This is a genomic window from Lentibacter algarum (assembly GCF_018860975.1).
GTDB lineage: Bacteria > Pseudomonadota > Alphaproteobacteria > Rhodobacterales > Rhodobacteraceae > Lentibacter > Lentibacter algarum_A.
This window is the reverse complement of sequence record NZ_JAHKQI010000005.1, coordinates 43377-62812: the sequence shown is the minus strand read 5'-3', so window position 1 is coordinate 62812 and position 19436 is coordinate 43377. Positions and strand designations below refer to the sequence as shown.

Sequence of the window (19436 nt, the reverse complement as noted above, 5' to 3'; positions counted from 1 at the left end):
CCCTTGCCAGTCAGGCTTTAGTGGTTGAATAAAACAAGATGAGAGATTTTCAAAAAACGTCACACGCCATCACCAGCAAGTTACGCTCGGTGTTTGAGCCAACCCCGCTACAGCACAATGCCTACTTGTCGGGCCTTTATGGTGCCGAGATTTACCTCAAGCGTGAAGATCTGTCCCCCGTGCGCTCATACAAGATTCGTGGTGCTTTCAACGCCATGAACAACGCCATGGAAGGCCGCAAAACTCCGCCATCGTTTGTCTGCGCGAGTGCCGGAAACCATGCCCAAGGCGTTGCTTTCATGTGCAAATACTTCGGTGTTAAGGGGCGCATATTTATGCCCGTTACCACACCCCAGCAAAAGATCATGAAGACAAAAGCCTTCGGCGGCGAGCTCATCGAGATCGAACTGATCGGTGACTATTTTGATGAAACCCTGCACGCTGCACAGGCCTTTTGCACCGCGCAAAACGCCGTTTTTCTACCGCCGTTTGATGCACCCGATGTGATCGCAGGCCAATCAACCGTCGCCGCAGAAATCTCCGAGCAACTCGGCAAGTTACCTGACTTGGTCGTGCTCCCGGTGGGTGGCGGCGGGCTCTCGGCTGGCGTCACTTCCTACTTTGAGCGCGACACCTCTTACTGCTTTGTCGAGCCAGCCGGAGGTGCCTGTTTGGCTGCTGCTATTGCCGACGGCAAGCCGCGTAAACTTGAGCAGATCAGCACCTTCGTTGACGGCGCAGCTGTCGCCCAGATCGGTGTCGAAAACTTTGCGATTCTACAGCACTATAAAGACCAACAGCACCTAAGCATTAATGAAGACAGGCTCTGCACAACCCTCATCGAAATGCTCAATGTCGAGGGCATCGTGCTCGAACCAGCCGGAGCTCTCGCTGTTGATGCCCTGAAGGATTTGCCCCCTGATATCAAAGGTAAAACCGTGGTCTGCGTAACCTCTGGTGGCAACTTTGATTTCGAGCGCCTACCTGAGGTCAAAGAACGTGCCCAGCGTTATTCTGGCTTGAAGAAATACTTCATTCTCAAAATGCCCCAACGCCCTGGTGCTCTGCGTGATTTTCTCGGTTTTCTCGGCTCACACGATGACATCACCCGCTTCGAATACCTCAAAAAGTCAGCCCGCAATTTCGGCACAGTTCTAATCGGAATCGAAACAGACAACGCAAAAAATTTCGACCACCTCAGCGCACTTGCAGAAGGTGCCGGCTTTCAAATGCGCGACATCACAGACGACGAAGTGCTCGCCTCATTCCTCGTCTAGGAGCGCCTGCTTTCCAAGTGTGAAGCCCGAAGATATCCAGGCGTTTTCAGCCCGCTTCAAAGCATCGCCCAGCGCTTTGCCACTATACCGAGGCATCAAATCTTGCGCCGCCAGCGGGAAGCTCTGCTTCGCAGCCCAGCGCATCTTTTCTTGCACAGGTTCGCTCGGAGCATCTCCGTAAACAGCCGACGAAACACTGACAGCAGGCAAGGCTAACTCTGCTCCGTGGCGGTAAGCAAACACCTCTGGTGAGCAGCCCGACCGGGCAAAACTTTTCAGCGTTGCAACGGCCGCCTTTTCAGCATTCGAAAGCCTCAACTGGTTGGTGTCTGTGTAGAATGTCAAACTGGCCAGCCGGGCAAGAGGGTGCACATCATCTTCATATTGCAAAAAACGCTCAAGCACGGCCAAACTTGCCCCCGGAAGCACGCGGTGCAGCACACCGCAATCGCGCATTCTTTGCAGCACTTCAAAAGGGTTCTCAGCGCTCAGGAGTTTCATGAGTTCGGCTGTCTTTCGCTCGCGCGACACATGCCCAAGCCCGTAAGACAACCTGCCAGATGCTTGCAAAGCTACCGCATCAAGCCCCTTGGCCCCAAAACCGAGTTGCGCCGCGAACCGAAACAACCTGACAATGCGCAAGTAGTCTTCGCGAATACGCTCTTGCGCATTGCCGACAAATTGCAAACGCTTGGCAGTAATGTCTTCAAGCCCACCTGTCGGGTCATACAGTTTGCCTGATTTGTCAGCATAAAGCGCATTCATCCGGAAATCACGGCGCTTGGCGTCAACTTCGAGTTGGTCGGAAAATGCGATCACAGCATGTCGCCCATCTGTCTCGACATCGTGACGAAACGTCGTCACTTCCAACACCGCTTGCAGACCGACAACCGTGATCGTCCCATGATCAAGCCCTGTCGGAACCGGCTTGAAGCCCAGCCCCTTAGCCAAGGCCACAACGTCATCTGGGCGGGCATTGGTTGCCAAGTCGATGTCACTCACTGGCAAGCCAAGCAGAGCGTTGCGCACACATCCACCGACAAAATACGCCTCGAACCCCGCCTTCTCCGCTGCACTCAAAAAAGCTTGAGCGCTTTCGTTAGAAACCCATTCTCCACCTATGCTTTTCAAAGCAATACCCGTTTTGCCAAGCCATAAGTCATCCGCGCCGTCGCACCCCAAATGTAATGCGGCCCATAGGGGATCGTGTAATACTTCCGGAACTGCCCAAAATAGTTTCGTCCTTGAACGAGGTATTTGGACTGATCAAGAACATGGTCAAAAGGCGCATAGATCACCTCGGCAACTTCCCCCTCGTCAAGCAACGGTGTGAAAGGAGCGCGCACCAACCCGACAAAAGGCCGCACTGCAAAACCTGTAACCGTTGTGTGGGTCGGTAAACTGCCAATGATTTCGACAGAGCTGGGCGCAAGTCCGATCTCCTCTTCGGCTTCCCGCAAACTCGCAGCCTCGTCTGAAGTGTCGCTATCCTCAACCTTACCACCGGGAAAGGCAATTTGCCCGGGATGATGACGCAACCCACTGGCACGTTTGGTTAGGATGAGGCTTAGTTTGCCGTTATCTTCTTTGAAGGCAACCAGAACAGCTGCTGCCCGAAGAGCGTCAAACTTTGACGGCGTCTGGAAGTTTAGATCAAAGTCCGAAGACGGCTCGGCCTTACGCGCCAAAGCGTTAAACAACTGATCAAGCTGCTGTTTCAAGCCGTGCTCCCGTCTTTCCCGACACTTGCCGGATCAAGTGCGAAGTGCCGGTTGCAAAACTGGCAGTCGGCGGTCACCAAGCCGTCTTCCGTTGTCATTTTTTCAATGTCCTTCACGCCATAAATAGACAGGCTGTTGCGCACCCGCTCTTCAGAGCAAGTGCAACCAAACTGCACTTTTCTGGGCTCATAAACTGCTGGCGCTTCTTCGTTGAACAGGCGCCAGATAAGGTCGGGCGGTGACACAAATGGCCCCAACAGCTCAAGGTTTTCAACCGTGCCAAGCAAGATGTTCACCCGCGACCAGTCTTCATCTTTGCGGCGTGCGTGCTCACGTTCGTCAAGCTCTTCAACCTTCGCCATCTCTTTGCGCGAGCGCGGCACATGTTGCAGCAAAATGCCCGCCGCGCGCCAATGTGACTGCTCGTTTGGCAGGTAAGTCTCACCGTGCTCGACAAGTAGTTTCGTGTCGATCTGCTCTGAGCTCTGAAAATACCCCTCTGCCGCCTCGGCGATAGAACTCCCCGTCAACGCTGAAAGCGCTTGATATGGCTTTGTGCCTTCTCCCTGATCAACAAGCACAGCAAAATAGCCTTGCCCAAGTTGTTCAAACGGCGCACCCTCGGTAAGACGATCAGCATCATAACTTGTATAGGCGCGAATTTTGGCTGCGCCACCGTCCTGCCCGGCGGCATAATAGTCCGTCGCGATCATGCGCACTGGCCCATCAGTTTGCACTTGCAACGAAAGCTTCCAGCGTGGTTCTACCATACTGCCCAAAAGCGCAGTAATGATCACCATTTCAGAAATCAGTGATTCAACTTTTGCCGGATAGCTGTGTTGCGCAAGGATATCATTGACTGTCTTATCAAGCCGAACAACCCGCCCGCGAATGTCAGAATTGCGGAGCTCGAACGGCAAAACCTGTTCATCCCATTTTACGTTTTCTGCTTGCGTCATATCATCACCCTATCAGCGCCTAGATGCAGCACCTAATCGTCACAAGGCACAGGTGCAAGTCTTGGGGGGTGCGTTGCGCCGTCTCCTGCTAGCTCCGCTCCCACAATATGGCCGAAACATCGTCAGAAAAATCATTACCGCCAACAAACCTGTCGAGCGTAAACACTAGGTTGTCGAGCAATTCCGCGCTGTTGGAATCCGAGCGGGTCTGCAAAAACTCGACAACACCTTCATCGTCAAACAATGTTCCGTCATCACGCATGCACTCTGACACACCATCAGAGAAAAGTAGCAATCTGTCCCCTGACTCAAGGCTGGTTTCGAACTCCTCATAGGTTGCGTCTGGCAGCAACCCCACTGGCAACCCCCCGGCACCAAGGCTTTCGATAGTTCCGTTTCTGCGCTGAACCAGTGGATGCGGATGCCCGGCCTGTGACAACTGTACTCGGCCTGTCTTCAGGTTGGCGATCGCATAGATCAGCGTGAAGTAATGCTCGGTCGTCATTTCGCGTAAAACCAAGTCATTGAGAGAGGTGACTACCTTAGCAGGTGCAAGCGGGACGTATCCCTCGCTCGCATGCTTCACAATCGCGATGTTCTGGTCTTTGGAAGCAGACGACATATAGCCAGCCAGCCGCGCTGTCATCAATGCAGAGCTGATTCCATGACCAGAGACATCTATCGCATACAGGCCGACTTCTTCATCATTTATCGGGAAAAACCCGACCAGATCACCGCCAACATGGCCGCTTGATTGCAACAGCAGTGAAATGCGCGCGGTGCCAAAGTCTTTGTAGCGTTCGCGCACCAGCGACTGCTGCAGTTGCTTGGCTTCAATCAGATCATTGTCGATCGTGGTATATAGCGCTTTCAGTTCATCCAAAGTTGCATTGATCAGGTGGTTTTTGCGCTTTAGTTCCCGCTCCATTTCAAGAATGCGCTCGCCTGCAACCAGCCGCGCACGCAGCTCTGTCGAACTGACAGGTTTGGTTAAGAAATCGTCAGCTCCGTTCTCCAGCCCCTGCGCAATTTCTGTTGATTCGCTCTTGGAGGTAAATAGAATGAAGTAACCGAACCTCTCGTTTTGCAGTGCCTTGAAGCGCTTGCAAAACTCGATTCCATCCATCTCAGGCATCATCCAGTCACTGATCACCAAATCAGGCGATGTATGCTCACAAAACTCGACCGCTTCACTCCCGGAAGTAACCTCGGCGACACGGTAGCCCCACTTTTTCAGGCTAACACGCAGGATAGTTCGTTGCAGCTTGCTGTCGTCAACAACCAGAACAAGGTATTTCTCCTTCTGCGAGGTTTCCTCTGTTTGCCTATTACTTTGCACTTCTTAACTCCACGCACAGCGCCCTCCGTCTTGCAGCACCAATACCCGCCGCAACTTAATTTGAAGTGTAGAAAATCTCTCCAGTTTTAGACTGCTCTTCAAGCTCCCTTAACTTTACCGGTCCATACTGAGCATATCCAAAGAGGCACGCCATGATTGACTGGGACAAAGTGACCGAGCTCAAAGACGACATCGGAGCTGAAGACTTCGATGATATCGTTGAGGTCTTTTTAGCTGAAGTAGAAGACGCACTTGCCAAATTGCCGAGCAAGGACCTCAGCGAACTGGAGGGATGCTTGCACTTTCTAAAAGGCTGCGCGCTCAATCTCGGATTTTCCGCCTTTTCCGCTCTTTGCCAAATCGGCGAGAAGAGCGCCGCACGTGGTTCTCCCGAATCAATTGATGTTCGGGCCGTTGCGCAATGCTATGCTTTATCTAAAGAAGCATTTCTCACGGGTTACGCGCCGTGACTGCACAAAATGGCTAGCGATAGTTCCTGTTTCTGCTAAAAGTTGCTAAAAAGGCAAAAAGAGAGCAGCACGATGCGGGTCATTTCATACATACTTCTCGCCCTAACCCTTTGTTTCACCGCGAGTTGCGGCAAGTTTAAAACGTATAACGGGCCTGAGATCACTCATGTCGTTGTCGATAAAACCAAACGTAGAATGTTTCTGTTAAGCGGCCCCGAAGTGATTAAAGCCTATCGTGTCGGCTTGGGCTTTTCCCCCGACGGCCACAAGGAAGTCGAGGGCGACGGCAGAACTCCCGAAGGGCGTTATACGATCGACCGTCGCAATCCAGACAGCCAGTTTCATCTTTCGATCGGTATTTCCTATCCGAATGCAAACGACATCGCTAAGGCACGCTCACTCGGCAAAAGCCCGGGAGGTGATATCTTTATTCACGGGCGCCCCAAGAAATACCGTAACGGAAAGCGTGACTGGACAGCAGGCTGCATCGCCGTCAAAGACCGCGAAATGGAAGAAATCTACGCTATGGTCAAAAATGGCACGCCAATCACAATCAGAAAGTGATATCTACCGACGCTATCCGCCGATTATCAGCGTCCACCAGATTTTGCCTGAACTTTCTTGAAACCATGCAAACCCGAGGTTTTGGGCGCGGCTATCAAGGATAACATCGCGTGTGCTCTGTTGCTCCATCCAAGCCCCTAGCGTTTCAAGTTCGGTTTCGTAAGTTTCCGAGATATTTTCGCCAAGCAAAACGCCAGGATATCCGACACGACGCACACGGTCGATCGGCGACGAGCCGTCAGATCCGAAGTGCCAAGGACGGTTTTGCACCGACATATCGCGCGAATGCGTTGCAGCAGCGGCGTGAAGTTGCGCATTTAGCTGCACGGCATTCAAGCCAGCTGCCTGACGCAGTGCATTAACCGAATCAAGCATGCGGAATTGGATTTTCGAGGTTGCCCCCTTAGAAATCCGATACATTTTAGGCAATGGCTTGCCATCCGCTCCCAACTGAGGAGTGGTTGTTGTTGCGCAGGCCGACAACAAGATCGCAACTGCTAAAAGACTACCAAGAAAACGCATTGCGCCCCTTTCGAACAAAAAATTCACGTTAGGTCGGGTTTAACTCGCAAACTGTGATCAATCAAACGCAGTTAAGCAACTCTCGGCTTATTTATGCAGATTGATTTGATAGTGAGGCCAAACCGCAATAATAAGACATAAATGTTCCCTTTTCGGAGTGTCACTCGTGTCTGATTCTAAGTTCTCTCTCAATCGACGTGGTTTTGTCGGAGGTTGTGCCTCGCTGTTGGCTGCCCCTGCCATTGCCCAAACAGCTGATGTTAACGGCGACGAAACCGTTGAGGTCGAACGTGACATCAACGAAGTTGTGCGCCGCAACATCTCAAGCTTCCGTTCGCTGAAGTGGCAGCCCTATTTCAATAGCCTGAAAGGCGGCGCTGTGTTGGTTGATACAACTTCGCGCGCGCTGCACTACTGGTCGGAAGATGAAAGCATTTACAAGCTTTATCCGACAAGTGTTCCGCTCACCGAAGATCTTACCCGCCGCGGGCGCACCAAAATTGTGCGTAAGGTTGAAGGCCCGAGTTGGCGCCCAACACCCTCTATGCTTAAGCGCAACCCGGAATGGCCCAAATTTGTTGGCCCCGGCCCAGACAACCCCTTGGGCACACACGCGCTCTATCTTTCGTGGACATATTATCGGATTCACGGCACCCATGACACGCGCAAAATTGGCCGTCGATCATCAAACGGGTGTATCGGGCTATACAACGAGCAGATCGCCGAACTTTTCTCACTTACTAAAGTGGGCACACAAGTGTTGCTTATTTGACGATATTGAGGTGAAGTTTTGCAATTTATGCATCTAATAGGTTTGCATTTTGCTGCGCTTGCTGATTAAGAATAAGTACATGACAAATTGTTTGGGGCATTGGTAATCTTTGCACCCAGTTCTGGAGGAAGAAAATGAAAAATATCGTTGCTGCTGCCGCACTCGTTGCCGCTGCCTCGGCTGCTCAAGCCGGTTCAATGTCAGATCCTATGATCGAAGCACCTGTGATCGTTGAAGAAGCTGCTAGCTCTTCAGGCGGCATGATTATCCCGCTTCTGATCCTTGTAGCTGTTGCGGCCGCTGCTGCAAGCTAAGCTCTGAGCTTCAAAGACTTTAAGAACGACAGCTCTCGAGCTGTCGTTTTTTTGTGCCTTATCGCTTTTACCAGCCTTGCAAATTCTCTTTGATCAAGTCAGCGATCAATTGAACATGTGCTGTGCTCGCGTTCAGGCAAGGGATATAGCTGAACTCTTTTCCACCGGCTTCCTCAAAAGCCTCGCGGATTTCTTCATTAATTTCTTCCAGAGTCTCGATGCAATCAGCTGAGAATGCCGGAGCGACAACAGCGATGTTTTGCTTGCCTTCTTCAGCGGCCAGTCGCGCGACTTCCTTCACAGTATAAGGTTTGAGCCACTCTTCAGGCCCGAATACCGACTGAAATGTCGTGATGATGTCTATGTCTGTCCATCCCAGACGCTCTCGCAAGAGTCGCGTCGTTTTTTGGCATTGGCAGTGATATGGATCACCCTGCTGCAAATACCGCTCAGGCATACCGTGGTAGGACACAACAAGCGTTTCAGGTTTGTTTTTCATAGCGCCAACATGTGTCTCGATCGAGTCGGCAAGAGCCGCAATGTAGCGCTCGTCACCAAAATAGGCTGGCATAGTGCGTGCGCTCGGTTGCCACGTTTGCTTCATTAGGGCGCGAAAAAACTCGTCATTTGCTGTGCCCGAAGTAGCGCCCGCGTATTGCGGATAGAGCGGGAAAAAAAGGATTTTATCGCAGCCTCGCGCAATCATTTCAGCGGTTTTGCTTTCGGTAGACGGGTTGCCATAGCGCATGCAAAAGTCAACCACGACCTCCCCCGAGAACTCCTGCTCCAACAGCTTTGACACCGCAGCCGTTTGTTCTTTGGTGATCGTCATCAACGGGCTTTCATTCGCTTCATTATTCCAGATCGACTTATACGCCGCGCCGCTGCTGAATGGTCTCTTTGACAAAATCACGAGTTGCAGTAGCGGTTGCCACTTCCAGGCAGGGTAGTCGATCACCCGCTTGTCCGATAAAAATTCGCTTAGATATCGGCGCATAGGCCAGTAGCTGTAGTCATCCGGTGTGCCTAGGTTTGCCAGCAACACTCCGATTTTCGGCTTTTTCAATTCGGGGTGCGCCTTGGGTAATTGGCGCAACGCCACAGATCTGTCTGCTTGTGTCATAAGTATCTCTAAACCGTATCGTTTGGTTGTGGTCAATCTTTCAGTGGAACTTCAATCGTCGAGAGCGCCTCAGCCAATCTGGCTTTCGCAGAGCCGGGTCTAAGCGGTTTTTGTTGGCTTTCATGTGGCGTCCAGCCTGTCAGGAACATAACCTCGAAAGTTGCAATGATTCGCCCGTCATCCTGCGAAAAATGCTGCTTGTACAGCTCGTTAGCCAACTCAAAAAACCCTTTTCTTTCAAAGCTACGCTTGCGCAAATGCAATGCGCTCGTTTCACCCATATGGCGCAGATCTCGGATCAGATGAAAAATGTTTTCATAGCTTGCTTTCAGCTCGATCTTGTCAACAACCGGCAGTGCAAACCCCGCCCGCTGCAACAGCTGCCCCGCATCTCTGACTTCTGCCATCATGGCCACCCTTGGAGACAGGCCACCGTAGAACTGCAACTCCGCTTCAGCAAGAACCTTGCGCAGTTCCTGCAGTGATTCACCGCCGAACATGACACCAATGAACAGCCCATCAGGCAACATAGCATTCCGGCACTGTATGAGTTGGCCAACAATATCGTTTGACCAATGCAAAGACATTCCATGAACGATCAGATCATGCGTTTTGCTCGAGACATCAAGTGTTTCAGCGTCCTCGGTCTGATCAAAGCTTGCCAGTTGCTCGGCCCAAAGCCCGCCCTGCCAACCGGCCAAAAGTGGCTTTTTAAACGTTCTGTTAACCAAGTCTAACCGATACTGCACCTCATCGAGAGCAGCTAAGCTGACGAAATCAGCCTTGCCAATCGAGGCTCGCTTGCGTTTTTGCATCAGCGCTTTGCGGTCGGTGTGTTGGTTAACTTGCATGGGCTTTGAATATGGGTTGGCGATCAGGGTTACAAACAATTGTTCAAACGCTCTACCCGTCGAGTTGCTTGAACTGCGGTGTTTCGATCGAAAGCCAGTCAGGGCTCTGCAGCAAATGTTGGCTAAACTCGCCATTCATCGCCGGGCTCGTTTGCAATTATTGTGGTGCGCCGCTTCCAGGAAAGTCGGCGCATACCGAAACATGTGATGATTGCCTTGCGTCACCTCGACCATGGACAGCAGCCCGAGCTTGCTTGCTCTACCAAGACAACACCAGAAAGTTGATCTGGGATCTTAAGTATGGCGATAGATCAGAGATCGCGACTGCTGCCGGTGGTTGGCTTTTTGCCGCCTTGCAACCTATCTTGCCGCAAAACCCTTTGCTTGTTCCTGTTCCGCTTCATTGGACACGACTATTACGGCGCAAATACAACCAGTCAGCGCTCCTTTCCAAAGCGCTTGCTGACACTGGTAGATACCAAAACATGCCCGATGCGTTGAAGCGCGTTCGGCGCACACCAAGCCTTGCGAAACTTGATTACGAGGAAAGGCAAGCTTGCTTGAAAGGAGCCATACAAGTGAATCAGGCGAAAGCTCAAATACTTGAACACCGCAACATTGTGCTTATTGATGACGTTATGACCACTGGCGCAACACTTTCTGCCGCCGCCGAAGCACTCAAAGAACATAGTGTTGGCAGTATTTCTGCGGTTTTTGTGGCGCGCGCGGTTAAGAGTGGCTAGTTCATATGTAACGGTATGAAACGAGGACGCCATGAAACAAGTTGAAATTTACACCTCACCACTTTGCGGCTTTTGCCATTCGGCCAAACGATTGCTGAATAGCAAGTCGGTCAACTTCGTCGAATACGATGTTTTGACTGACCCAAAAATTAAGCCCGAAATGATCAAACGTGCCGATGGGGCGCGCACTGTGCCCCAGATTTTTGTCGACAATATCCTCATTGGTGGTTGTGACGATCTTTACGCACTTGAAAGTGCCGGCAAACTCGATGCTATCTTAGGGCTTTAATCGTGAAGACCGCACTTGTTCAGCTTTGCTCTGGTGAAGACCCTCAGAAAAATCTTTCTGAAGCGCTGCGGCTCGTTGCCCAAGCCGCAGATGCAGGTGCCGAGTTTATCTTGACCCCCGAAGTTTCAAATTGCATCGCTCCTTCGCGCTCTATGCAGTTCGAAGTTCTGACCACTGAAGCAAATGATCCTTTCCTCGCTCAAATGCGACAGGTGGCGAAACAAAGGGAAATTTGGCTGCTGATCGGTTCTCTTGGGTTGCACAGTGAGGACAACACCGAACGCCTTGCCAACCGTTCGTTTCTAATCTCTCCTGACGGCTTGATCGTGGCGAAGTATGACAAAATTCACATGTTCGATGTAGATATTTCCAAAACTGAAAGCTACCGCGAGTCAGACACCTATCGCGCTGGAAACAAAGCTGTATTGGCCGATACCACCTTTGGCAAAATCGGCATGACGGTTTGTTATGACGTGCGATATCCACATCTTTACAGAACACTTGCGCAAAGCGGTGCCCAGATACTCACTGTGCCAGCAGCCTTCGCCGAAACGACAGGCAAAGCACATTGGGAGGCTTTGCTGCGCGCTCGAGCCATCGAAAATGGAGCTTACGTGATTGCACCTGCTCAAACAGGTGTTCACTACGTAAAAAACGGACGTGAACGGCGCACCTATGGTCATTCGCTCGCCGTTTCCCCTTGGGGAGAAGTGCTTGTAGATGGGGGCACTGACGTCGGCGTCAGCTACTTTGAACTGGATATCAGCCAAGTCGAAAAAGCACGCCGCCGCGTTGGCTCTCTCGTTCAAGACCGTGCCTTTGAGATTAAGTTATGAGTGACAAACAAAACGCCTTGGCGATTGCGCTGGTTAGTGAAATTTTGTCGGCCGATCAGCTACTTCGCAACCGTCTTTCTAAAGTATTGCCCAACGGGATGGAGATCTCGCATTTTTCGGTTCTCACACACTTGGAGCACGCCAACAGTGAAAAATCTCCAGCGCAGCTCGCCAGCACTTTTCATGTTACACGCGGCGCCATGACCAACACGATTTCGAAGTTGGAATGGGCGGGTTATGTGCATGTGCGCCCTGACTGGGATGATGCTCGCCGCAAGTTTGTCGCGATCAGCCCCGCAGGAATTCGTGCGCGCAATACGGCCCTTTCGGCGATCAGTCCGGTGATTGCAGGATTGGTGCAAGAACTTGGATCAGAGAGCGTTCGTGCGGCGCTGCCTGTTTTACGGGAACTGCGCGCGGCGCTGGAAAGAAACTAGGATTTTTTACTGGCGGTCACGTAGTTAACGCTGAGGTCGTGGTCGGAAATTCGCCATGCCCAGCTGATCGGATTGAAAACAAAGCCTTTCCGATCAATCGGAGTCGTTCCAGCGTTTTTCAGCTGCTCACATAGCTCGTCCGGCGTGATGAACTTGTTCCAGTCGTGAGTGCCCTTTGGCAGCCAACGCATTACATATTCAGCGCCAACGATCGCCATTGCAAAGCTCTTGGCGTTACGGTTGATCGTCGAGCAAATATGCAGTCCACCCCGGCTTAGAAGCCGTGAAACTTCGTTCAGGTAGCCTTGCGGATCAGCAACATGTTCGACAACTTCCATGTTTACCACAACGTCAAACAGCTCACCTTGTTCGGCTAACGCCTCCGCGGTTGTTGCACGATAGTCGATGTTCAAGTCCTGCCCTTCGGCGTGCAACTTGGCGACACGGATGTTTACTTCGGTGGCATCAGCGCCAACAATGGTCGCGCCAAGCCGGGTGAGCGGCTCACTGAGCAAGCCACCACCGCACCCGATATCAAGAATGCGCAAGCCCTTTAGCGGCAGCGAATCCGCGAGATTACGATTGAATTCAGCAGCGATTTGTTTCGTAATGTAGTCCAGCCTGCAGGCATTCATCAGGTGCAGCGGTCGGAACTTTCCGTTTGGATCCCACCACTCGGCAGCCATCGCTTCAAATTTGGCAAGTTCGGCCGGATCAACTGTGTTTGTCTTCTGTTGCACGATGTTGCCCTTGGAATTACGCCCAGCTTGGGGGAAGTTACGATATGCACGAATCTCAAGATAAAACCCCTGCCTCGCCGAGACTTTACCCCTCAATCGAGCCCTTTGATAAGCGTATGATTGACGCAGGTGAAGGACATTCGCTTTATGTCGAGCAATCAGGCAACCCGAATGGACAGCCTGTTGTGGTTTTGCACGGTGGCCCGGGGGGTGGTGCCAGCCCTACGATGCGGCGGTTCTTCAACCCCGAGCATTACCGGATTATTTTGTTTGACCAACGCGGTTGCGGACGTTCTAAGCCCTTTGCTTCGGTTGATGACAACACAACTTGGCATCTCGTTGGCGACATCGAGACCATACGAAAAGAGCTTGGCATCAGCCGTTGGATGGTGTTCGGCGGATCGTGGGGCGCAACGCTTTCGCTTGTCTACGCAATTACACACCCGAGTCGTGCCGAGTTTATTACACTGCGCGGTGTCTTTTTGGGGCGTCAGAGCGAACTTGACTGGTTCTATGGCGGTGGCGCGGGCGCCTTTTGGCCTGAAGCGTGGGCAGGGTTTGTGAAACCGATTCCGCCTGACGAACGCGACGATATGATTGCCGCCTACCACAAACGGCTCTTCGGGAACGACAAGGCCACTGCTTCACATTGCGCCAAGATCTGGACGGCGTGGGAGAACGCGCTCGCTTCTGCCAGTTCGACAGGCAGACTACATACGCCCGATGGCCCGTTCAGTCATGCTTTTGCGCGGCTTGAAAACCACTATTTCCAAAACAAACTCTTTCTCGACAATGACTCCTTTATCCTGGACGAAGTGGCGGCGATCAAAGACATCCCCGGCGCAATCGTTCAGGGGCGGCTTGACATGATTTGCCCTCCAACCTCCGCTAATGAGTTGTCTAACCGCTGGAGCCTTGGCGCATTGAGAATGATCCCGATGTCAGGCCATGCGCTTTCCGAGCCGAAGATCAGCTCAGAGCTCGTGCGAGTCATGGATGAGTTGATGGCTTAGCTCTGAATAGGTGCTTGCACTCGGAAACGACTCTGCGTATAGACCCTGTAACAGCGGCGGGTTGGGCAACTAACTCACCACCGAAACTTGTAGCGGGCCGCGGGCCCGCTTTTTTGTGTGAGCAATGAGAATATGACAAACTTGATCGCCAAAACTGCACTCGATCGCCGCATGGCAGATATTGTTGCACCGATTGTTGAAGATCTCGGCTTCGAGCTCGTTCGCTTGCGCTTGCAAAGCGGAGAAACGCCTACACTTCAAATTATGGCCGAGCGTCCTGAAGGCGGCATCGAGGTCGATGATTGCGGCGCCATTTCAAATGCGGTGAGCGCGGTGCTTGATGTGGAAGACCCGATCATCGAAGCCTATCACCTTGAAGTGTCCAGCCCCGGCATCGACCGCCCCCTGACGCGCCTGAAGGATTTTGAAACTTTCGATACTTTCGAAGCCAAGATCGAAACCAGCGAGATGATCGACGGCCAAAAACGCTTTCGCGGAACGCTTGCAGGTGTTGACGGAGACGAAGTGCTGCTCACCATCGACCAAGGCACCATTGGTCTCAAATTTGACTGGCTTGCTGAAGCCAAACTGATCCTGACCGACGAGCTGATCAAAGAGATGCTCCGTCAAAGAAAAGCCGCTGGTAGTTATGCCGACGGCGGACAAGTAGATATCGAACAATCATCTGGTTCTGAGGAGGACTAAGACATGGCAATTACATCAGCCAACCAGCTTGAACTTTTGCAAACAGCCGAGGCCGTTGCTCGCGAGAAAATGATCGAGCCCGGGCTTGTCATTGAAGCGATGGAAGAAAGTCTCGCACGCGCCGCCAAGAGCCGTTACGGCGCTGAGATGGATATTCGAGTGGCGATTGACCGCAAGACAGGCCGCGCCACATTTACCCGTGTGCGCACGGTTGTAACGGATGAAGAGCTTGAAAACTACCAAGCCGAGTTCACCGTTGAGCAAGCCAAGCAATACATGGAAAACCCCGAAGTCGGCCAGCAGTTCATCGAAGAAGTGCCACCGGTTGAGATGGGCCGTATTGCCGCGCAGTCAGCCAAGCAAGTGATTTTGCAGAAGGTTCGCGAAGCCGAACGTGACCGCCAGTTCGAGCAGTTCAAAGACCGCGCCGGCACGATCATCAACGGCATTGTCAAACGCGAAGAATACGGCAACGTTATCGTGGATGTGGGCAGCGGTGAAGGCATCCTGCGTCGCAACGAAAAGATCGGCCGCGAGAGCTATCGCCCGAATGACCGCATCCGCTGCTACATCAAAGATGTGCGCCGCGAGCAACGCGGGCCGCAAATCTTCCTGTCGCGCACCTCGCCCGAGTTCATGGCCGAGCTGTTCAAAATGGAAGTGCCAGAAATCTACGAAGGCATCATCGAGATCAAAGCTGTTGCTCGTGACCCGGGTTCACGCGCCAAAATCGCCGTGATTTCTTATGACGGCAGCATTGACCCTGTCGGCGCTTGCGTCGGTATGCGCGGCAGCCGAGTTCAAGCTGTTGTCAACGAGCTCCAAGGTGAAAAAATCGACATCATCCCCTGGAATGAAGACGTGCCGACGTTCCTTGTAAACGCGCTGCAGCCGGCTGAAGTTGCCAAAGTTGTGTTTGACGAAGAAGCCGAGCGTATCGAAGTTGTTGTTCCTGACGAACAGTTGAGCCTTGCCATCGGCCGTCGCGGCCAAAACGTGCGCCTCGCTTCGCAACTAACTGCTCTCGAAATCGAGATCATGACAGAAGCCGAAGAATCAGAACGCCGTCAAAAAGAGTTCGAAGAGCGCACTGGTCTGTTCATGGCCAAACTTGATCTCGATGAATTCTTTGCCCAGCTTCTGGTGTCAGAAGGTTTCACCACACTTGAGGAAGTTGCCTACGTTGAAAGAGACGAACTTCTGGTGATTGATGGTGTTGATGAAGGCACTGCTGAAGAGCTGCAGGCCCGTGCGCGTGATGTGCTTGAAGCCGCAGCCAAGGCCGCACTTGAAAATGCCCGCGCGCTGGGTGTGGAAGACAGCCTTGTAATGTTTGGTGATCTGACACCGCAAATGATTGAGGCTCTTGCAAAAGATGATGTGAAAACACTGGAAGATTTTGCTACATGCGCTGACTGGGAGCTGGCCGGTGGTTGGACAGTCAACGACGGCGAACGCATCAAAGATGACGGCGTTCTTGAGCCCTTTGGTATCACGCTTGAACAAGCCCAAGAGCTTGTGATGACAGCGCGCATTCAGCTTGGTTGGGTTGATCCTGCTGATCTTGAAGTTTCTGAAGACGATGGCGAAACCGAAGAGCTGGAAGGCTAAGTAGGAGCCACTATGACAACAAATTTCGTCGAGAAAGAGCAAAATTCTGCTGGAGCAATGCGCAAGTGTATTGCAACGGCGGAACTTTGCCCTAAATCTCAATTGACGCGGTTTGTTGTTGGGCCTGACGAAACATTGGTGTTTGACGCTATGGGCAAGCTTCCAGGGCGCGGCATATGGGTAAAGTCGGATCGTGGCGCAATAGAACTGGCCGCCAAGAAGGGCCTATTTGCCCGCTCAGCCAAGATTCCTGTGAAGGTGCCTGATAACTTGGCAAGTTATGTGGAAAAGGCCGTTTGTGATCGTGTCGTTAGCCTGCTCGCCTTGGCGCGTAAGTCCGGCAATGCAATCACCGGATCAACCAAAGTAAAAGAATGGGCCAACGCCGAGCGCGCAGTGGTTTTGCTGCAAGCAAGTGACGGTTCAACAAGAGAAAAATCGCGAATTCGCCTATGGGGCGACGGAAAAAGCTTTGAATGCCTCACAAAAGAGGAACTCGGGCGCGCTTTCGGAAGAGATTTCGCTGTTCATGCAGCCTTAGATGCTGGCGGTTTGGCCGCACGTGTTATAGAGGAAGCAACAAGACTAGAGGGCTTGCGAGCCCCAAGTGCTGAAAAGCACATGAAAGGATGAGTAACTAGATGAGCGATAGCGACGGCAAAAAAACTCTCGGTGTTAGCGGTGGACCGCGCCCGGGCAATGTTAAGCAGAGCTTTAGCCATGGCCGCACGAAAAACGTTGTGGTGGAAACGAAACGCAAGCGCGTTGTCGTTCCTAAACCTACGGCTGCTTCTCCCGCAACTGCCGGGTCAAAACCCGCACCTTCAGCAAAATCTTCGAACCGCCCGGGTGGCATTACAGATGCTGAGATGGAGCGCCGCTTGAAAGCCCTTCAAATTGCGAAAGCACGCGAAGCCGAAGAGGAAGAAAAGCGAAAAGCCGACGAGAAGCAACGCGATGAAGACCGCGCGCGTCGCCGCCAAGAAGCGGAAGCGAAAGAGCGCGAAGAGAAAGAGCGTGAAGAGCGCACCCGCGCCAAAGCGGAAGAGAAAGAACGCGAAGCGCGTGAAGCTGAAGAGGCGACAAAGCGCGCCGCAGCGGCCCCTGCTCCGCAAGAGGAAGGCCCCCGTGCAGCCAAACCACAGCCTGCCGACCGCCGCAAACCTGAGAAGGAACGCGAAGATCGCAGTAAGCAAAACAAAGGCCGTGGCGATGACGCTGGACGCCGCAGCGGTAAACTGACCCTCAACCAAGCATTGTCAGGCCGTGAAGGTGGGCGTCAACGCTCAATGGCAGCGATAAAGCGCCAACAAGAACGAGCCCGTCAAAAGGCAATGGGCCAGAATGTCGAACGCGAAAAAATCGTTCGCGATGTGCAGTTGCCAGAAGCGATTGTTGTTAGCGAACTTGCCAATCGTATGGCTGAACGCGTTGCAGACGTTGTCAAAGTGCTGATGCAAAACGATATGATGGTAACTCAAAACCAAACCATCGACGCTGACACCGCCGAGTTGGTAATCGAGGAATTTGGCCACAAAGTTGTGCGTGTGTCTGATGCCGATGTTGAAGACGTGATTGCTCAGGTAGAAGACGACGAAGGTGACTTGTCACCACGGCCGCCTGTGATCACTATCATGGGCCACGTCGACCACGGCAAAACGTCACTTCTAGATGCGATCCGCGAAGCGAAAGTTGTTTCGGGCGAAGCTGGCGGTATTACACAGCATATTGGTGCCTATCAGGTCAAAACAGAAAGCGGTGCACTGCTGTCATTCCTCGATACTCCTGGTCACGCGGCTTTCACCTCGATGCGCTCACGCGGTGCTCAGGTGACAGATATCGTGGTGCTCGTGGTCGCGGCTGATGACGCCGTGATGCCACAAACGATCGAAGCGATTAACCACGCCAAAGCGGCTGAAGTTCCGATGATCGTAGCCATCAACAAATGCGACAAACCCGATGCAAACCCGGACAAAGTGCGCACCGATCTGCTTCAACATGAAGTGATCGTTGAGAAAATGTCTGGTGATGTTCAGGATGTTGAAGTGTCTGCAATTACCAAGCAAGGCCTTGACGAGCTGCTTGAAGCTATTGCCCTCCAAGCCGAAATTCTGGAGTTGAAGGCAAACCCTGATCGCGCAGCCCAAGGCGCTGTTATCGAGGCTCAATTGGATGTAGGTCGCGGCCCTGTTGCCACGGTTCTCATTCAAAACGGCACGCTACGCCAAGGCGACATTTTTGTTGTCGGCGAGCAATTCGGTAAAGTCCGTGCTTTGATCAACGACAAGGGCGAGCGTATCAAAGAAGCAGGGCCATCGGTTCCTGTCGAAGTTCTCGGCCTTAACGGTACGCCTGAGGCTGGCGATGTTCTCAACGTGGTTGATACCGACGCACAAGCCCGTGAAATTGCAGAGTACCGTGAGAAAGCCGCGAAAGAGAAACGCGCCGCCGCCGGTGCTGCAACATCACTTGAGCAGCTTATGGCGAAGGCGAAGGAGGACGAAAACGTCACCGAAATGCCAATACTCGTGAAGTCAGATGTGCAAGGTAGTGCCGAAGCCATCGTTCAGGCGATGGACAAAATTGGCAACGACGAAGTCCGCGTGCGTGTTTTGCACTCAAGCGTTGGCGCCATCACGGAAAGCGACGTTGGCCTCGCCGAGGCCTCAGGCGCGCCTGTGTTTGGCTTCAACGTGCGTGCCAACGCACCTGCACGCAACGCCGCCAACCAAAAAGGCGTCGAGATCCGCTACTACAGTGTGATCTACGACCTGGTTGATGACGTTAAGGCTGCAGCAAGTGGCCTGCTATCGGCAGAAATTCGTGAGAAATTCATTGGTTACGCCGAAATCAGAGAAGTCTTCAAAGTTACCGGCGTCGGCAAAGTCGCGGGTTGTCTGGTTACTGAAGGCGTCGCGCGTCGTTCAGCTGGTGTTCGTTTGCTGCGTGACAACGTGGTCATTCACGAAGGCACTTTGAAAACTCTCAAGCGCTTCAAAGACGAGGTCGCCGAGGTTCAGTCAGGTCAAGAATGCGGTATGGCATTTGAGAACTACGACGACATTCGCGCTGGTGATGTTATCGAGATCTTTGAGCGTGAAGAAATTGAACGCTCGCTCGACTAAGAGATTTTGGCTGGCAGGCTTAGCG

General features: G+C 52.5%; 22 protein-coding genes and 1 pseudogene. 15 read left to right on the top strand and 8 right to left on the bottom strand.

All coding sequences use genetic code 11. The features are described 5' to 3' along the window. The first annotated feature begins 38 nt into the window (after positions 1 to 38). Positions 39 to 1277 carry a threonine ammonia-lyase IlvA gene (gene ilvA / locus KO498_RS04615; RefSeq protein ID WP_215958721.1) on the top strand — a complete coding sequence of 413 codons (1239 nt, stop codon included), beginning with the start codon at positions 39 to 41 and terminating at the stop codon, positions 1275 to 1277. Here ilvA and KO498_RS04610 read toward each other — a convergent pair. The 4 genes from KO498_RS04610 to KO498_RS04595 form a co-directional block, all read right to left on the bottom strand. Continuing rightward, on the bottom strand, positions 1263 to 2357 hold the full coding sequence (locus KO498_RS04610; RefSeq protein ID WP_215958720.1) for a CCA tRNA nucleotidyltransferase: 1095 nt from the start codon (positions 2355 to 2357) through the stop codon (positions 1263 to 1265). The genes ilvA and KO498_RS04610 overlap by 15 nt on opposite strands. Before the next feature lie 47 nt (positions 2358 to 2404). Continuing rightward, positions 2405 to 2998, bottom strand: coding sequence for an NUDIX hydrolase (locus KO498_RS04605; RefSeq protein ID WP_215958719.1), 594 nt, complete (start codon positions 2996 to 2998; stop codon positions 2405 to 2407). Beyond that, complete coding sequence (locus tag KO498_RS04600; protein WP_215958718.1) at positions 2995 to 3957, bottom strand: Hsp33 family molecular chaperone HslO; 963 nt, start codon at positions 3955 to 3957, stop codon at positions 2995 to 2997. Before KO498_RS04600 ends, KO498_RS04605 begins: the two co-directional genes overlap by 4 nt. 88 nt (positions 3958 to 4045) lie before the next feature. Then, complete coding sequence (locus KO498_RS04595) at positions 4046 to 5296, bottom strand: SpoIIE family protein phosphatase (RefSeq protein ID WP_215958717.1); 1251 nt, start codon at positions 5294 to 5296, stop codon at positions 4046 to 4048. A gap of 152 nt (positions 5297 to 5448) precedes the next feature. On the opposite strand from KO498_RS04595, the gene KO498_RS04590 reads away from it, so the two are divergent. Next, on the top strand, positions 5449 to 5766 hold the full coding sequence (locus KO498_RS04590) for an Hpt domain-containing protein (RefSeq protein WP_215958716.1): 318 nt from the start codon (positions 5449 to 5451) through the stop codon (positions 5764 to 5766). A gap of 72 nt (positions 5767 to 5838) precedes the next feature. Then, a complete protein-coding gene (locus KO498_RS04585; RefSeq protein ID WP_215958715.1) occupies positions 5839 to 6330 on the top strand; it encodes a L,D-transpeptidase family protein in 492 nt (163 codons plus the stop codon). A 12-nt stretch (positions 6331 to 6342) separates the two neighbouring features. Here KO498_RS04585 and KO498_RS04580 read toward each other — a convergent pair whose 3' ends face one another. Beyond that, on the bottom strand, positions 6343 to 6852 hold the full coding sequence (locus KO498_RS04580) for a CAP domain-containing protein (protein ID WP_215958714.1): 510 nt from the start codon (positions 6850 to 6852) through the stop codon (positions 6343 to 6345). 166 nt (positions 6853 to 7018) lie between these two features. Here KO498_RS04580 and KO498_RS04575 point away from each other — a divergent pair, with 166 nt between their 5' ends. After that, positions 7019 to 7624, top strand: coding sequence for a L,D-transpeptidase (locus tag KO498_RS04575; RefSeq protein ID WP_215958713.1), 606 nt, complete (start codon positions 7019 to 7021; stop codon positions 7622 to 7624). A gap of 134 nt (positions 7625 to 7758) precedes the next feature. Next, positions 7759 to 7938 carry a hypothetical protein gene (locus KO498_RS04570; RefSeq protein WP_215958712.1) on the top strand — a complete coding sequence of 60 codons (180 nt, stop codon included), beginning with the start codon at positions 7759 to 7761 and terminating at the stop codon, positions 7936 to 7938. 67 nt (positions 7939 to 8005) lie between these two features. Here the strand turns inward: KO498_RS04570 and hemH are convergent, their stop codons facing one another. Both hemH and KO498_RS04560 read right to left on the bottom strand, forming a co-directional pair. Continuing rightward, the gene (hemH, locus tag KO498_RS04565; RefSeq protein ID WP_215958711.1) at positions 8006 to 9061 is read right to left on the bottom strand and encodes a ferrochelatase; all 1056 of its coding nucleotides are present in this window, start codon (positions 9059 to 9061) and stop codon (positions 8006 to 8008) included. 32 nt (positions 9062 to 9093) lie between these two features. Continuing rightward, complete coding sequence (locus KO498_RS04560) at positions 9094 to 9876, bottom strand: SAM-dependent methyltransferase (protein ID WP_252731272.1); 783 nt, start codon at positions 9874 to 9876, stop codon at positions 9094 to 9096. Between the two features lie 47 nt (positions 9877 to 9923). Here KO498_RS04560 and KO498_RS18390 point away from each other — a divergent pair. The 5 genes and pseudogenes from KO498_RS18390 to KO498_RS04540 form a co-directional block, all read left to right on the top strand. Further along, positions 9924 to 10118, top strand: a pseudogene (locus KO498_RS18390) (double zinc ribbon domain-containing protein); the annotation flags it as partial. Between the two features lie 372 nt (positions 10119 to 10490). Continuing rightward, positions 10491 to 10655, top strand: a complete 165-nt coding sequence (locus KO498_RS18385; RefSeq protein ID WP_354667634.1) for a ComF family protein — start codon at positions 10491 to 10493, stop codon at positions 10653 to 10655. A 31-nt stretch (positions 10656 to 10686) separates the two neighbouring features. Beyond that, positions 10687 to 10944: a glutaredoxin 3 gene (grxC, locus tag KO498_RS04550; protein ID WP_215958708.1), complete on the top strand. Its 258-nt coding sequence runs from the start codon at positions 10687 to 10689 to the stop codon at positions 10942 to 10944. A 2-nt stretch (positions 10945 to 10946) separates the two neighbouring features. Beyond that, on the top strand, positions 10947 to 11780 hold the full coding sequence (locus KO498_RS04545) for a carbon-nitrogen hydrolase family protein (protein WP_215958707.1): 834 nt from the start codon (positions 10947 to 10949) through the stop codon (positions 11778 to 11780). Then, positions 11777 to 12217, top strand: a complete 441-nt coding sequence (locus KO498_RS04540; protein ID WP_215958706.1) for a MarR family winged helix-turn-helix transcriptional regulator — start codon at positions 11777 to 11779, stop codon at positions 12215 to 12217. Before KO498_RS04545 ends, KO498_RS04540 begins: the two co-directional genes overlap by 4 nt. Here the strand turns inward: KO498_RS04540 and ubiG are convergent. Beyond that, positions 12214 to 12957 (bottom strand): bifunctional 2-polyprenyl-6-hydroxyphenol methylase/3-demethylubiquinol 3-O-methyltransferase UbiG, encoded by a 744-nt coding sequence (ubiG, locus tag KO498_RS04535; RefSeq protein WP_215958705.1) that lies wholly within the window; start codon positions 12955 to 12957, stop codon positions 12214 to 12216. The genes KO498_RS04540 and ubiG overlap by 4 nt on opposite strands. A gap of 44 nt (positions 12958 to 13001) precedes the next feature. Here ubiG and pip point away from each other — a divergent pair, with 44 nt between their 5' ends. From pip to infB, 5 genes are all read left to right on the top strand, one after another. Further along, positions 13002 to 13970 carry a prolyl aminopeptidase gene (gene pip / locus KO498_RS04530; protein ID WP_215958704.1) on the top strand — a complete coding sequence of 323 codons (969 nt, stop codon included), beginning with the start codon at positions 13002 to 13004 and terminating at the stop codon, positions 13968 to 13970. Between the two features lie 132 nt (positions 13971 to 14102). Further along, the gene (rimP, locus tag KO498_RS04525; RefSeq protein ID WP_215958703.1) at positions 14103 to 14675 is read left to right on the top strand and encodes a ribosome maturation factor RimP; all 573 of its coding nucleotides are present in this window, start codon (positions 14103 to 14105) and stop codon (positions 14673 to 14675) included. 3 nt (positions 14676 to 14678) lie between these two features. Further along, complete coding sequence (nusA, locus tag KO498_RS04520) at positions 14679 to 16286, top strand: transcription termination factor NusA (RefSeq protein WP_215958702.1); 1608 nt, start codon at positions 14679 to 14681, stop codon at positions 16284 to 16286. Between the two features lie 12 nt (positions 16287 to 16298). Continuing rightward, positions 16299 to 16919 (top strand): RNA-binding protein, encoded by a 621-nt coding sequence (locus KO498_RS04515; protein ID WP_215958701.1) that lies wholly within the window; start codon positions 16299 to 16301, stop codon positions 16917 to 16919. A gap of 8 nt (positions 16920 to 16927) precedes the next feature. Then, on the top strand, positions 16928 to 19411 hold the full coding sequence (infB, locus tag KO498_RS04510) for a translation initiation factor IF-2 (protein WP_215958700.1): 2484 nt from the start codon (positions 16928 to 16930) through the stop codon (positions 19409 to 19411). The last annotated feature ends 25 nt before the right edge of the window (positions 19412 to 19436 follow it).

Coding starts and splice junctions, on each gene's coding strand:
- ilvA (WP_215958721.1), top strand. CDS start 39: ATGAGAGATTTTCAAAAAACGTCACACGCCATCACCAGCAAGTTACGC.
- KO498_RS04600 (WP_215958718.1), bottom strand. CDS start 3,957: ATGACGCAAGCAGAAAACGTAAAATGGGATGAACAGGTTTTGCCGTTC.
- KO498_RS04590 (WP_215958716.1), top strand. CDS start 5,449: ATGATTGACTGGGACAAAGTGACCGAGCTCAAAGACGACATCGGAGCT.
- KO498_RS04585 (WP_215958715.1), top strand. CDS start 5,839: ATGCGGGTCATTTCATACATACTTCTCGCCCTAACCCTTTGTTTCACC.
- KO498_RS04580 (WP_215958714.1), bottom strand. CDS start 6,852: ATGCGTTTTCTTGGTAGTCTTTTAGCAGTTGCGATCTTGTTGTCGGCC.
- KO498_RS04570 (WP_215958712.1), top strand. CDS start 7,759: ATGAAAAATATCGTTGCTGCTGCCGCACTCGTTGCCGCTGCCTCGGCT.
- hemH (WP_215958711.1), bottom strand. CDS start 9,061: ATGACACAAGCAGACAGATCTGTGGCGTTGCGCCAATTACCCAAGGCG.
- KO498_RS04560 (WP_252731272.1), bottom strand. CDS start 9,876: ATGCAAAAACGCAAGCGAGCCTCGATTGGCAAGGCTGATTTCGTCAGC.
- grxC (WP_215958708.1), top strand. CDS start 10,687: ATGAAACAAGTTGAAATTTACACCTCACCACTTTGCGGCTTTTGCCAT.
- KO498_RS04540 (WP_215958706.1), top strand. CDS start 11,777: ATGAGTGACAAACAAAACGCCTTGGCGATTGCGCTGGTTAGTGAAATT.
- pip (WP_215958704.1), top strand. CDS start 13,002: ATGCACGAATCTCAAGATAAAACCCCTGCCTCGCCGAGACTTTACCCC.
- rimP (WP_215958703.1), top strand. CDS start 14,103: ATGACAAACTTGATCGCCAAAACTGCACTCGATCGCCGCATGGCAGAT.
- nusA (WP_215958702.1), top strand. CDS start 14,679: ATGGCAATTACATCAGCCAACCAGCTTGAACTTTTGCAAACAGCCGAG.
- KO498_RS04515 (WP_215958701.1), top strand. CDS start 16,299: ATGACAACAAATTTCGTCGAGAAAGAGCAAAATTCTGCTGGAGCAATG.
- infB (WP_215958700.1), top strand. CDS start 16,928: ATGAGCGATAGCGACGGCAAAAAAACTCTCGGTGTTAGCGGTGGACCG.